This is a genomic window from Alphaproteobacteria bacterium, from assembly GCA_041396705.1.
GTDB lineage: Bacteria > Pseudomonadota > Alphaproteobacteria > CALKHQ01 > CALKHQ01 > CALKHQ01.
Window position 1 is genome coordinate 708063 of the sequence record JAWKYB010000002.1, and the last position, 12857, is coordinate 720919.

The 12857-nt window shown below is 69.5% G+C and carries 13 protein-coding genes; 5 read left to right on the forward strand and 8 right to left on the reverse strand.

The features are described from left to right. Positions 1-65 precede the first annotated feature (65 nt). From R3F55_03270 to R3F55_03290, 5 genes are all read left to right on the forward strand, one after another. The gene (locus R3F55_03270) at positions 66-1442 is read left to right on the forward strand and encodes an aminotransferase (protein MEZ5666453.1); all 1377 of its coding nucleotides are present in this window, start codon (positions 66-68) and stop codon (positions 1440-1442) included. 29 nt (positions 1443-1471) lie between these two features. Then, the gene (locus R3F55_03275; GenBank protein MEZ5666454.1) at positions 1472-3232 is read left to right on the forward strand and encodes a hydantoinase B/oxoprolinase family protein; all 1761 of its coding nucleotides are present in this window, start codon (positions 1472-1474) and stop codon (positions 3230-3232) included. Positions 3233-3406: 174 nt separating this feature from the next. After that, entirely contained in the window at positions 3407-5485 is a 2079-nt protein-coding gene (locus R3F55_03280; GenBank protein MEZ5666455.1) for a hydantoinase/oxoprolinase family protein, read from the forward strand. A gap of 35 nt (positions 5486-5520) precedes the next feature. Next, a complete protein-coding gene (locus tag R3F55_03285) occupies positions 5521-6003 on the forward strand; it encodes a RidA family protein (protein ID MEZ5666456.1) in 483 nt (160 codons plus the stop codon). A 26-nt stretch (positions 6004-6029) separates the two neighbouring features. Next, positions 6030-6317: a cupin domain-containing protein gene (locus tag R3F55_03290; protein ID MEZ5666457.1), complete on the forward strand. Its 288-nt coding sequence runs from the start codon at positions 6030-6032 to the stop codon at positions 6315-6317. 170 nt (positions 6318-6487) lie between these two features. Here R3F55_03290 and R3F55_03295 read toward each other — a convergent pair whose 3' ends face one another. The 8 genes from R3F55_03295 to R3F55_03330 form a co-directional block, all read right to left on the reverse strand. Continuing rightward, positions 6488-6871: a hypothetical protein gene (locus tag R3F55_03295; protein ID MEZ5666458.1), complete on the reverse strand. Its 384-nt coding sequence runs from the start codon at positions 6869-6871 to the stop codon at positions 6488-6490. A gap of 82 nt (positions 6872-6953) precedes the next feature. After that, complete coding sequence (locus R3F55_03300; protein ID MEZ5666459.1) at positions 6954-7382, reverse strand: DUF3052 domain-containing protein; 429 nt, start codon at positions 7380-7382, stop codon at positions 6954-6956. Positions 7383-7386: 4 nt separating this feature from the next. Beyond that, positions 7387-8502, reverse strand: coding sequence for an ABC transporter ATP-binding protein (locus tag R3F55_03305; protein ID MEZ5666460.1), 1116 nt, complete (start codon positions 8500-8502; stop codon positions 7387-7389). An 82-nt stretch (positions 8503-8584) separates the two neighbouring features. Beyond that, on the reverse strand, positions 8585-9817 hold the full coding sequence (locus R3F55_03310) for an extracellular solute-binding protein (GenBank protein MEZ5666461.1): 1233 nt from the start codon (positions 9815-9817) through the stop codon (positions 8585-8587). Positions 9818-9885: 68 nt separating this feature from the next. After that, entirely contained in the window at positions 9886-10650 is a 765-nt protein-coding gene (locus R3F55_03315; protein ID MEZ5666462.1) for an SDR family NAD(P)-dependent oxidoreductase, read from the reverse strand. Between the two features lie 76 nt (positions 10651-10726). Then, positions 10727-11581 (reverse strand): ABC transporter permease, encoded by an 855-nt coding sequence (locus R3F55_03320; GenBank protein MEZ5666463.1) that lies wholly within the window; start codon positions 11579-11581, stop codon positions 10727-10729. A 2-nt stretch (positions 11582-11583) separates the two neighbouring features. Next, positions 11584-12468 carry an ABC transporter permease gene (locus R3F55_03325; protein ID MEZ5666464.1) on the reverse strand — a complete coding sequence of 295 codons (885 nt, stop codon included), beginning with the start codon at positions 12466-12468 and terminating at the stop codon, positions 11584-11586. 84 nt (positions 12469-12552) lie between these two features. Beyond that, a partial coding sequence (locus tag R3F55_03330; protein ID MEZ5666465.1) for a TOBE domain-containing protein occupies positions 12553-12857 on the reverse strand: 305 nt, incomplete at its 5' end.

A 12857-nucleotide genomic window follows, 5' to 3' on the forward strand; every position in this document is an offset into this window, starting at 1 on the left:
GCGCCGCGATGTGCCATAGTGGCCGCCGACCAGAAGGCGCGCCACGGGGCCGCCGGGAGCCTGCGATGACCCTGAACCCGAATTCGCCGGAGGCGCGCGACGCCGCCCACCACCTGCACCCCTACACCCAGCTGCGCGCGCTGGAGCAGGACGGGCCGCTGCTGATCGCCCGTGCCGAGGGCGTCCACGTCTACGACACCGACGGCAAGGCCTATATCGAGGGGCTGGCCGGGCTGTGGTGCACCGCGCTGGGCTTCAGCGAGCAGCGGCTGGTCGCGGCGGCGCGGCGGCAGATGGAAACGCTGCCGTTCTACCACTCGTTCAGCGCCAAGGCGCCGGCGGTGATCGTCGACCTGGCCGAGAAGCTGACCGCGCTGGCGCCGATTCCCGACGCCCACGCCTTCTTCGCCAACTCCGGCTCGGAGGCGAACGACACCGCGGTCAAGATGGTGTGGTACTACAACAACGCGCTGGGCCGGCCGGAGAAGAAGAAGATCGTCAGCCGCCGGCGCGGCTATCACGGCGTCACCGTCGCCGCCGCTAGCCTGACCGGCATGGCCTATGCCCAGACCGATTTCGACGTGCCGCTGCCGTTCGTCCGCCACGTCACGTCGCCGCACGGCTATCGCGAATCCGGGCCGGACGAGCGCGCCGACGAGTTCGCCGCCCGGCTGGCGCGCGAGATCAACGACCTGATCGAGGCGGAGGGGCCGGAGACGGTGGCCGCCTTCATCGCCGAGCCGGTGCAGGGCGCCGGCGGCGTGATCATCCCGCCGGAGCGCTATTTCGCCGACGTGCAGGCGGTGCTGCGCAAGCACGACGTGCTGATGATCGCCGACGAGGTGATCTGCGGCTTCGGGCGCACCGGCAACTGGTGGGGCAGCCAGACCTTCGGCATCCAGCCCGACATCATGACCATGGCCAAGCAGCTGACCAGCGCCTATGTGCCGATGTCGGCCGTGCTGGTCTCCGACCCGATCTACCAGGTGCTGGCCGACAACTCGGCCAAGCTGGGCGTGTTCGGCACCGGCTACACCTATTCCGGCCATCCGGTCGCCGCCGCGGTGGCGCTGGAGACGCTGCGCATCTACGCGGAGGAGGACATCGTCGGCCAGGTGCGCGCCAAGGCGCCGGCGTTCCGCGCCGCGTTCGACGCGCTGGCCGACCATCCGCTGGTCGGCGAGGCGCGCTCGGTCGGGCTGATCGGCGCGGTCGAGCTGACGCCGGACAAGGCCGGCCGCGGCACCTTCCCGGCATCCGACAAGGTCGGCGCGCGGGTGGTGAGCGCGGCGCAGCGGCACGGCCTGATCGTCCGCACCCTGCCGGGCGACATCGTCGCGGTGTGCCCGCCGATGATTATTGCGGAAAATGAAATGATGGAGCTGTTCCGGCGCTTCACTGTTGCGCTGGATGAAATTTACGACGAGGTCCGGGCCGCCTGAGCGGCCCCTTGGCGAACGGGGAGCAAGCCATGAGTGTCGAAGTCGATCCGATCACGCTCTCGGTGGTGCGCGGCGTGCTGGAGACCACCCAGCGCGAGATGACCGTGACGCTGGAGAAGACGGCGCGGTCCAGCGTGTTCAACCTGGCTCACGACTATTCCAACGCCATCTTCGACCACAAGCCGGAGATGATCCTGCAGGGCCAGGACATCCCGATCCACCTGGGCTCGCTGATCCCGGCGATGAAGTGCGTGGCCGGCTTCTTCGGCGACGACATCCACCCCGGCGACGTCATCTACCACAACGACCCGGCCTACCAGGGCAGCCACATCGTCGACGTGTGCATGTACAAGCCCGTGTTCTACAAGGGCGAGCTCGTGTTCTGGACCGTGTGCAAGGGCCACGTCACCGATATCGGCGGCCCGGTGCCGGCCGGCTACAACCCCGACGCCAAGGAGATCTATGCCGAGGGCCTGCGCATCCCGCCGGTCAAGCTGTGGTCGAAGGGCGAGCGCCGCGACGACGTGATCAACCTGTTGCTGACCAACATGCGCGCCCGCCGCGACCAGGAGGGCGACATGAACGCCCAGCTCGGCGCCTGCAAGGTGGGCGAGCGCAACCTGATCGCGCTGCTCGACAAATACGGCGTCGACCAGGTGCGCGCCTGCATCGCCGCGCTGATGGACATGGCCGACCGGCACATGCGCTCGCTGGTCGCCGCACTGCCCGACGGCGTCTACGAGGACAGCGCGATCCTGGAGGATGCCGGCCACGGCTTCGGCGACCTGGAGATCACCGCCCGGGTCGAGATCAAGGGCGACAGCGCGAAGATCGCGATCAACAGCCCGCCGCAACTGCCCTATTTCATCAACTCCTATGCCGGCAACACCATGTCCGGCGTCTATCTGGGCGTGATGATGTTCGCCCAGGTCGACCCGCCCTACAACGAGGGCCTGTATCGCTGCTTCGATGTCGATGTCGGCCCGCCGGGGACGCTGTGCAACGCCAAGGAGCCGGCGCCGCACGTCAACTGCACCACCACGCCGATGGAAACGCTGGCCGACGCCGTGCGCAAGGCGTTCGAGAAGGCGGCGCCCGACCGGGTGGTCGCCTCCTGGGGCCATGCCAACGGGCTGAACATCGCCGGCCACGACAAGCGCAGCGACGAGGAATACGTCACGATGGTGCTGGCCACCATCATCTCCGGCGCCGGCGCCACCGCCTACATGGACGGCTGGCACGCGTGCGGGCCGCAGTGCTGCTTCGGCGCGCTGACCTCCGGCGATATCGAGCTGCTGGAATATTCCTACCCGATCGTGATCCACCGCTACGGCCTGATCCAGGATTCCGGCGGCGCCGGCAGGTATCGCGGCGGCTCCGGCACGGTGTGGGAGGTCGAGCCGATCGACCACGAGATGACCGTGATCACCTTCGGCGAGGGCCGGCGCTATCCGGCGCTGGGCGCGGCCGGGGCGGAGAGCCACATGGTCGAGAGCAAGGTCGGCCGCATCGAGATCCGCCGCGGCGAGGACATCGAGACCACCAAGAAGAACATCCTGACCACGATCCGGCCGGGCGAGACGGTGTCGAACTTCAACCCGGGCGGCGGCGGCTTCGGCGATCCCTATGAGCGCGACGCGGCGGCGGTCGCCCGCGACGTGCGCGACGGGCTGGTCAGCGTGCGCGGCGCGCGCGAGGACTACGGCGTGGTCATCGACCCGCAGACGCTGGCGGTCGACGCCAAGGCCACCGCCGACCTGAGGGCGCAGGGCTGGGCGGCTACGGCGTAACCGGAGCGCGCACATTTTCTTGCCATGCCCGGGCCCGGCCCGGGCATCTTCGGCCGGGGGTCTCCGTCGCCCGGACGAACGCGGCGATGACCGCAGGATGAAGCGATAACCGCCGGACGCGCGCCGGCGGCGCACGAGAAGAACCGGATCGCAAGGACATCGGGGGAGAGCGGCTTGCGCACCAAATACCGCATCGGCGTCGACGCCGGGGGGACGTTCACCGACTTCGTGCTGGCCGACGCGGCCGGCCACATCACGCTGGCCAAGGTGCCGTCGACGCCGGACAACCCGACGGCCGCCATCGGCGCCGGGCTGGCCGAGCTGTCGAAGCTGACCGGCGACAGCCCCGCCGGCATCGTCGGCAGCTGCGACCTGTGCATCAACGGCACCACGGTCGCGCTGAACGCGCTGATCGAGCACAAGGGCGTCAGGACCGGCCTGGTCTGCACCGCCGGCCACGAGGATTCGATCGAGATCCGGCTCGGCCACAAGGAAGAGGGCTATCGCTACGACGCCAAATACCCGCCGGCGACGATGCTGGCGCCGCGCTATCTGCGCCGGCCGGTGCGCGGCCGCATCCGCTCCGACGGGGTCGAGATCGAGCCGCTGAACGAGGACGACGTGCGCGCCGCCTGCGCGGTGTTCCGCAAGGAGGGCGTGCAGTCGGTCGCGATCTCGTTCCTGTGGTCGGTGCTGAACCCGGCGCACGAGCGCCGCGCCGCCGAGATCGTGCGCGAGGAGCTTCCAGGCATCTACCTGTCGGTCGGCTCCGAGGTCTATCCGCAGGTGCGCGAGTACACCCGCACCTCGACGACGATCCTCAACGCCTATCTCGGCCCGATCACCCAGCGCTATGTCGAGACCATCGACGCCTATTTCCGTCATCTCGGCGCGCAGTACCCGGTGCGCTTCTTCCAGTCCAACGGCGGGCTGGCGATCGGCGAGGCGATGGGCGCGCGGGCGGTCTACGCCATCAACTCCGGCCCGGCCTCGGCGCCGCAGGCCGGCCGCTACGTCGCCGGCCCGCTCGGCTACGACAACATCATCACCGTCGACATGGGCGGCACCTCGTTCGACATCACGCTGTCGAAGGGCGACCGCAGCAACGTCGCCAAGAATTTCGACTTCCTGCGCTATCGCGTCGGCGTGCCGATGATCCAGGTGGAGACGCTGGGCGCCGGCGGCGGCTCGATCGCCCATATCGACCAGCTCGGCCTGCTGGCGGTCGGCCCGGAAAGCGCCGGCGCCAACCCGGGCCCGGCCTGCTACGACAACGGCGGCAGCGAGCCGACGGTGACCGACGCCAACGTGGTGCTGGGCTATCTCAACCCCGGCAGCCTGCTCGGCGGGCGGATGCAGATGGACGCCGACAAGGCCCGCGCCGCGGTGACCGGGCGCATCGCCGAGCCGCTGGGCATCAGCCCGGAGCGGGCGGCCTACGGCATCTTCACAATCGTCAACAACAACATGGTCAACGGCATCCGCCGGGTGTCGATCGAGCAGGGCTACGACCCGCGCGACTTCGTGCTGATCGGTGCCGGCGGCGCCGCCGGCTGCCACATCACCGCGATCGCCCGGGTGCTCGGCATCAGGACCGTGCTGGTGCCGAAGCTGGCCTCGGTGCTGTGCGCCTTCGGCCAGATCATCTCCGACGTGAAGTACAACTACCTCGCCACCTACCCGACCCGGATCGAAGAGAATGCCGACCTGGGCCGCCTGCAGGCGATCTTCGACGAGATGGAGAAGGGCGCGGTCGCCTATCTGGAGGCCGACGGCTTCGCCCGCGAGGCGATCGACATCGAGCGCAGCCTGGACATGCGCTATGTCGACCAGGTGCACGAATGTACCGTCGACATCGGCCGCCGGGACCTGAACGCCGAGACGATCGGCGAGATCCGCGCGGCGTTCGACCGGCGGCACGAGCAGCTGTTCACCTATGCCGAACCGCACAACACGGTCGAGATCGTCAACCTGGAATCGACGGTGATCGGCCGGGTGCCGCGGCCGGAGCCGGCCCTGCTGGCGGAGAATCCGGATGCGGAGGCGGCCCGCACCGGCGTGCGCCCGATGATCTTCGCGGCCGACGGCAGCGCGGTGGAGGCGCCGGTCTACGAAGGCGCCCGGCTCGGCGCCGGTGCGCGGATCGTCGGCCCGGCGGTGGTCGAGGAGGAAACCACTACGCTCGTGGTCGAGCCAGGCTGGACGCTCGACGTCGACAGGCGCGGCGTCTATGTGCTGAAAGACGCCGGCTGACCGGCCAGGCAGGGCGCGGCGACGGGGGAGGTCCGATGGCGGCGGTCGAGGCGAGGCTTGCGGCAATGGGGCTGGCGCTGCCGGCGCCGATCGAATTCCCGGCCGGCGTCGCGCGCCGCTTTCCCTTCGTCAACGTGCGCGGCGGCCGCGCCTTCGTCTCCGGCCACGGCCCGCAGCAGCCCGACGGCAGCTTTGCCGGGCCGTTCGGCAAGGTCGGCGCCGAGGTCTCGCTCGACGACGCGGTGGCTCTGGCGCGCAAGACCGGGCTGTCGATGCTGGCCAGCCTGCAGCGCACGCTGGGCGACCTCGACCGCATCGTCGGCTGGGCGCGGGTGTTCGGCATGGTCAACTCGGCCCCCGGCTTCGACCGCCATCCGGCCGTGATCAACGGCTTCTCGGAGCTGATCCTCGATCTCTACGGGCCGCAGGTCGGCCGCCACGCCCGCTCCGCCATCGGCGTGGCGGCGCTGCCGTTCGACATCGCCGTCGAGATCGAGGCCGAGGTGCTGATCGCCTGAGGCCACGCAAAGGGGAGGGAGAGGGCATGACCGCCACCGCGATTCCGACCGTGCAGGTCGACGACGACAGGGTCCGGGTGACCGAGTGGCGTTTCCCGCCCGGCGCGGCCACCGGCTGGCACGTGCATGCGATGGACTATGTGGTGGTGCCGATGACCACCGGCCGGCTGACGCTGAAGGAACCCGGCGGCGGCACCCGCTACGGCGACCTCGTTGCCGGCCGCGCCTATGCCCGCAAGGCCGGCGTCGAGCACGACGTGATCAACGACAACCCGTTCGAGTTCGTCTTCGTCGAGGTCGAGATCAAGGCGTAGCGCTGGGCGCAAAGAAAGGCGGCCAGCCGAGGCTGGCCGCAGGTGAGTCCAGGGGAAGTTGGACTTGGGTTCGGAGGCAGGAAGGCGGTTCGCGGTCTGCCGACCGGGCTGCCGGCCGCGAGCGCGTCGCCGGAACAACGTGCGCCGGCGGAACTGGTTCCCTCGGACCGTCAGCAGGCCTCCGGGAAGAATGTGTCCAGCGTGACGCAGGCCAGCTCGCCGTTCTCGTCGACATAGATGTGCTTGGCGCCCTGGGCGTCGGCCGCGGCCGGGCCGCCCGGCAGGGTGCCCAGCAGCACGTCGACCGAACCGTCGGCGTCGGCCTGGCTGCTTGCCGCCTCGCGCGCGGCCTGGATCGCCGGCAGCAGCAGGGCGGGCAGCACCGGGCTGCCGTTGGGCCGGAACTGCGGGTTGGCGGGCAGCAGCTCGACCGTGGTGGCCGGCGACTGCGGGCGGACGTCGGTTGCCGCGCCCGGAATGGTGCTGTCGGCCAGCGCGGTGCCGGCCTGGATCGTGAGGGCCGCGGCGAAGGCGGCCAGGGCGATGGTGCGCATTGCGTTCTGTCCCGTCCAGGGGCCGGCATACCGGCCCGATGCCTATGGGTCGCAATTGCGCGGCGGGCGGTTCAATCCCCGCTCAACCGGTGCGGCGGCGCAGGAATTTCAGCCCGGACCAGTCGCGGTCGATGGCCGCGACCTTGACGTCGACCCAGCCGGTCGGCAGCAGCACGGCGCGGATGCCGTCCTCGGTCAGGTCGCGGAACAGGGGCGACGCCTTCTTCGGCCACGACACCCACAGCATGCCGCCGGGCGCCACCGCCGCCAGCGCGCCGGCATGGGCGTCGGCCAGCGCGGCGCGGTCGGGCACGAACAGGTGGACGATGTCGGCCGGCGCGGGATCGGCAGGCAGGCTCGGCGCCGCCTCGTGCGCGACCGCGGCCAGGGCCGGGCCGAGCAGCGCCGCATAGTGCGCCGGCGCCGCGACCGACAGCAGCCGTAGCCCCGGTTTCAGGCCCAGCTTGGCCGCGATCGGCTTGCCGGAATAGCCCGCCGGCGCGGCCGGCACCGGCTCAGGCCTCCTGGCGGACCAGGGTCGCCTCGTTCGCGGCCCAGGCCATCAGCACCTGGTGGTCGCTGCGGGTCAGTTCGGGCGGATATTTGCTGGCATAGGTCTCGACGTTGATGCGGTGGCCGTCGGCCAGCTCCAGGTCGAAATACAGCTTGTGGCCGACCACCTGCGAGCCGGTCAGGCGCACCGGGATGACGTTGCCGCCATAGCGCTGGGCCAGCCGGCCGCGCTCGTCGGCGGTGTCGGCGAAGATCTCGACCGCCTCGGACGGGATCACCACATGGCCGCCCTTGCCGGCGACCAGACCGGGGTCGTTGACGAAGCCGGCGAGCGGGCCGAACCGGGTCTCGATTGCGCCGATCGCGCCCTCGGCGCCCTTGTAGGTGCCGGACAGCATGGTGTTACGGCCGATGAAGGTGGCGACGAACGCCGTCTTCGGCCGGGTGTAGAGCTCGAACGGCGGGCTGATCTGCTCGGCGATGCCGCGGTTCATCACCACGATGCGGTCCGACAGCACCAGCGCCTCCGACTGCGCATGGGTGACGAACACGAAGGTGATGCCGAGGTTGGCTTGGAGGATCTTCAGCTCGTTCTGGATGTCCTTGCGCAGGTTGGCGTCCAGCGAGCCGAGCGGCTCGTCGAGCAGCAGGATCTCCGGCTCGACCACCAGCCCGCGGGCGAGCGCGATGCGCTGGCGCTGGCCGCCGGACAGCCCGTCCAGCTTGCGCTCGGCGACGTCGGTCAGCCCGACCGTCTGCATCATCGCGTCGGCCTTGCGCCGGCGCTCGGCCGGGGCCAGCTTCTTCACCACCAGGCCGTATTCGATGTTCTCGCGCACCGTCATGTGCGGGAACAGCGCGTAGTTCTGGAAGATCATCGACGTCGGCCGCTTCTCGGGCGGCAGCTGGTCGACCTGGTTGCCGCGGATCATGATCCGGCCCGAGGTCGAGCTTTCGAACCCGCCGATCATGCGCAGCGTCGTGGTCTTGCCGCAGCCCGACGGGCCGAGGAAGGAGACGAATTCACCGCGCTCGACCGCCAGGTTGAAGTCGACGACCGCGGCGGTGCCGTTGTCGAAGATCTTGTTGACGTCGATCAGTTCAAGGTCGTGCTGCACGGCGGGCTGTCGTCAGGTTGGGCGTGGCCGGCGGCCGCCGCGCATCGCTGCGTCGGCGGCCGCCGCCCGGTCTCGGGCGTCCTCAGGCGCTGAGGAACTCGTCCCACTTCATGATCAGGTGATCATAGGCGTCCGGCCACTGGTGCCAGTAGGCGACATTGGCCGCCCGGGTCTCCAGCGAGCCGCCGTCGCGCAGGTCGCCTTCCTGGATGCCGCGGTCCGGTGCGCCGACCCAGGGCTGGCCTTCGTACCAGAAGGCGTATTTCTCGGCCGGCATCACGTCCTTGATGTTGGTGGTCGGCGAGTAGTAGCCCTGCTCCGACACCGTGATCGCCGGCGGGCCGCTGAGCCAGTAGTCGGCATAGGCGATGACCGCATCGGCGTTCGGCGTGCCCTTCAGCATCGAGATGCCGATCGACCAGGCGCGATAGCCTTCCTTCGGCACCGCGTAGGAGCACTGCACGCCCTGCGCCTTCACCGCCATCACCGCCGGCTGCCAGGCGTCGCAGACGATCATCTCGCCCGAGGCCAGCAGGTTGACCAGCTCGCCGAAGTCGCCCCACAGCGCCCGGAACTGGCCCTGCTTCTTCTTGTCGATCAGGAAGGCGATGGCCTCGTCGATCTCGGCCTCCGACGGGTTGCCCGGGTTGGCGACCTCGGACATGCCCCAGCTGTTCATCGCCAGGATGGCCTGGCCGATGGCGATCAGCGGGTCGGTGTTGATGCCGGACTTGCCCTTGAACTTCTCGTCGAAGATCGCGGTCCAGGTGTTGGCTTCTTCGGCGGAGACCAGGTCGGGGCGATAGCCGATCGAGTCGTAGTTGTAGACGGTCGGCACCATCACCAGCGCGGTGTGCGCCTCGTCGGCCCAGATCTGGCCGACGATCTGCGCCCGCGTCTCCCACTTCGGATCCGGCGTGGTGAAGGTGTCGCGGATGTTGGCCCAGTTGGCCAGCTGGCCGGTCTCGATCGGGATGACGTTGTCGGTCATCACGATCGCCGGCAGCCGCTCGCCGATGGTCTCCCAGCAGTCGTAGTCAGTGGAGCCGGACAGGATGCGGGTCTGGGTGTCGGGGAAGGTCGCCGCCGTGCCGGTGGTGCTGCCGACGCCGCTGGCCGCCTTGAAGTCCTCCAGGATGCGTTCCTGCACCGTCACCGACAGGCCGATGGTGCGCAGCTCCTGGTCGGCCAGGTTGGCCTGGGCCCAGGCCTTGCGCGAATTCAGGAACGGCGTGCCGCCGCCCATCAGCAGGGCCGCCGATCCCGCCGAATACTTCATCAGCCGACGGCGGGTCAGGTCACTCTTGAACGCCATCTTCTCTCTCCCTCACTTGCGGCCGGCGCCTGCCGGCCAGGTTGCTGTCGTCGCGGCGGTCCGCCCCGTCAATAGCGGCCGACCAGCAGTCCGCCGTCGACGACAATGGTCTGGCCCGTCAGGTAACGCGCCGCGTCCGAGGCCAGGAACAGGATCACGTCGGCAATGTCCTCGGGCTCGCCGATGCGGCCCATCGGAATGAACTCGCCCGCCTTCTCCGCGCCTTCGGGGCCCAGCGAATGCTCGCGCGAGAGCAGCTGTGCGGTGCGGATGTAGCCGGGTGCGACGCCGTTGACGCGGATGCCGTCGCGGGCCAGCTCGACCGCCAGACCGCGCACCAGCCCGACCACCCCGGCCTTGGCGGCGGAATAGTGCACGTGCTCGTCCCAGCCATAGGCGACGCCCATGATCGACGACACCGCGACGACGGCGCCGCGCCGGCGCGCGCGCATGCCGGGGATGGCGGCGCGCGCCACCCGCATGATGCCCTTCAGGTCGACGTCGAAGGTGTGGTCCCACTTGGCGTCGCTCAGCTCGGCCAGCGGCACCCGGTGCGCGATGCCGGCATTGGCGACGATCAGATCGACGGCGCCGAGCGTGCCCTCGACCATGCCGACCACGCTGTCGGCCTCGTGGGTTTCGGTCACGTCCAGCGGGTGGAACTCGGCCAGCCCGCCGTCGGTGCGCACGGCGTCCGCGGTCTCCTTGCCCTCCAGCTCCAGGATGTCGGTGACCACGACGTGATAGCCGGCGCGGCCCAGCGCCAGGCAGGTGGCGCGGCCGATGCCGATGGCGCCGCCGGTGACCAGGGCAATCGGTGTCCGGTCGCTCATCCGTTCCTCCCGTAACAGGTCAGACACAGCCCGCCGCGGCGCGCGCAGCCGGCGCCGGTCTCCATCGCGATCGCGCTCATCGGATCTCCTCCTGTATCGCTACCCGGGCGCGGGCGCGGCGGACGCTGAGCGTCATCAGGATGGCGTAGACCGCGACCAGCGCGAACGAGAACAGGGTGGTCAGCACGCCGAAGGCGAACAGGTTGGGATGGATCTCGACCGAGAAGGTGCCGTAGATCGTCAGCGGCAGGGTCAGCTCGCCGCCGGACGCCAGCAGCGTGCGCGGGAACTCGTCGTAGCTCAGCGTGAAGGCGAACAGCAGCGACGACAGCACGCCGGGGAAGATCAGCGGGAAGGTGACCTTGCGGAAGGTGCGCACCGGGCTCGCCCCCAGGCTCATCGCCGCCTCCTCCACCGACCGGTCGAAGCGGTTGAAGAAGGCGAGCATGACCAGGAACGCGAACGGGTAGGTATAGACCACGTGCACGACGAAGGTGGTCGAGTACCAGTCGCGCTCGATGCCGAGCGAGGTCGAGGTCAGCGCGGTGCCGAGCCCGACCAGAATGCCCGGCACCATCATGCCCAGCACGACGAGGTAGAACACCACGCCCGAGCCCTTGAAGCGCCGGCGAAACGCCTGCGCGGTCAGCACGCCGAGCACGGTGGAGGTGACCATGGTCATGAACGCCAGCGTCAGGCTGCGGAACAGCGCCTCGCCGATCGGCAGCGGCGCCACGCGAGACGGCGGCGTCAGCCCGAAGATGTGCCGGTACCAGTAGGTCGAGAACTCGATGATCGGGAACTGCGGTCCGCCCTCGGGCCCGGTCTGGAAGCTGATGATGCTGAGCACCGCGAACGGGCCGTAGAGGAAGGCGATGAACAGCGCGGTGTAGACCGCGAGCGCGCCTTTGATGAAGGGCTGCCGGCCCATGCCTACAGCTCCTTGCGCAGGTTCACCACCCGCAGCAGCACCGTCACGATCACGCCCATGACCAGGGTCAGCACCACGCCGACCACCGACGCGAACGCCCATTTCAGCGAGCCGGTCTGGGTGATGATGATGTTGCCGAGCAGGTTCACCTTCTTGCCCGACAGCGCGGCCGAGGTGGCGAACTCGCCCAGCACCATCACCGAGACGAAGATCGCCCCGACCACCAGCCCCGGCAGGCTGAGCGGCAACACGACGGTGCGGAAGATGTGCCACCAGCCGGCGCCGAGGTCGCGGGCCGCCTCGATCACGCTCTCGTCGATCCGGCTCAGCATGAAGGCGACCGGGCCGACCATGAACACGACGTAGATCTGGGTCATGCCGATCAGCACGCTGAGCTCGGTGAACAGCAGCTCCTCGATCGGCGCGTCGATGATGCCGAGGCCCTGCAGGATCAGGTTGATCGCGCCCTCCTGGCCCAGCATCGGCCGCCAGGCCAGCACGCGGATCAGGAACGAGGTCCAGAACGGGATCACGCAGATGACCAGCAGCACCGTCTGCACGGTCTTGTTGCGCACGAACAGGCCGATATAGAGCCCGGCCGGATAGCCGATCACGATGGTCGCCGCCAGCACGATGATCCAGATCTTCAGCGTGGTGGCGAGCGAGGCGAGGTAGGTGTCGCTGGCAAAGAAGGCTTCCCAGCTCTGCGTGGTCAGCGTCGGCTCGATGGCGAAGGTGGTCTGCGTCCAGAAGCTGACGTAGACGATCATCGCCAGCGGCACGATCAGGAACAGCAGCATCCACAGCACGCCGGGGGCCAGCAACCACCGCGTGGTCCGCCCGTTGCGCCGCCGCGTGCCCGTTGCCGGGGCGTCGACTGCGCTCATGCCCGGCGTGCCGGCCGCAACGGCCGTGTCGGCAAGGGGCCCATCGCTCGCATCGTCCCGTCGTCTCCCATCGCGCCGCTGCGGCTAGGCCAGCGGCAGCACCCGTCCGTCGCCGACGCCCCAGCTAAGCCGGTAGGACGCGCCCGGGTCGAACGTTTCCGGCTCGCGGTGGCTGAGATGGTGCTCGACCTCGATCACCCGGCCGCCGGCATGGCGGAAGAAGTGCATCATGGTCGAACCGGCATATTCGCTGGTCACGTAGATGACCTCGACCCCGGTCTCGTCCTCCGGCAGTGCGGCGTCGGCCGGCCGCACCGAGAGCTTGTCGATGCGCACCGCATAGGCGCCGGGCCCGGCAGGGCCGCCGCCGGCGGTGCGCAGGCGCCCCT

Bases quoted from the DNA above. Each gene is read 5' to 3' on its own strand.
- R3F55_03325 (MEZ5666464.1), bottom strand. From the start codon at position 12,468: ATGAGCGCAGTCGACGCCCCGGCAACGGGCACGCGGCGGCGCAACGGG.
- R3F55_03320 (MEZ5666463.1), bottom strand. From the start codon at position 11,581: ATGGGCCGGCAGCCCTTCATCAAAGGCGCGCTCGCGGTCTACACCGCG.
- R3F55_03310 (MEZ5666461.1), bottom strand. From the start codon at position 9,817: ATGGCGTTCAAGAGTGACCTGACCCGCCGTCGGCTGATGAAGTATTCG.
- R3F55_03270 (MEZ5666453.1), top strand. From the start codon at position 66: ATGACCCTGAACCCGAATTCGCCGGAGGCGCGCGACGCCGCCCACCAC.
- R3F55_03315 (MEZ5666462.1), bottom strand. From the start codon at position 10,650: ATGAGCGACCGGACACCGATTGCCCTGGTCACCGGCGGCGCCATCGGC.
- R3F55_03290 (MEZ5666457.1), top strand. From the start codon at position 6,030: ATGACCGCCACCGCGATTCCGACCGTGCAGGTCGACGACGACAGGGTC.
- R3F55_03295 (MEZ5666458.1), bottom strand. From the start codon at position 6,871: ATGCGCACCATCGCCCTGGCCGCCTTCGCCGCGGCCCTCACGATCCAG.
- R3F55_03285 (MEZ5666456.1), top strand. From the start codon at position 5,521: ATGGCGGCGGTCGAGGCGAGGCTTGCGGCAATGGGGCTGGCGCTGCCG.
- R3F55_03275 (MEZ5666454.1), top strand. From the start codon at position 1,472: ATGAGTGTCGAAGTCGATCCGATCACGCTCTCGGTGGTGCGCGGCGTG.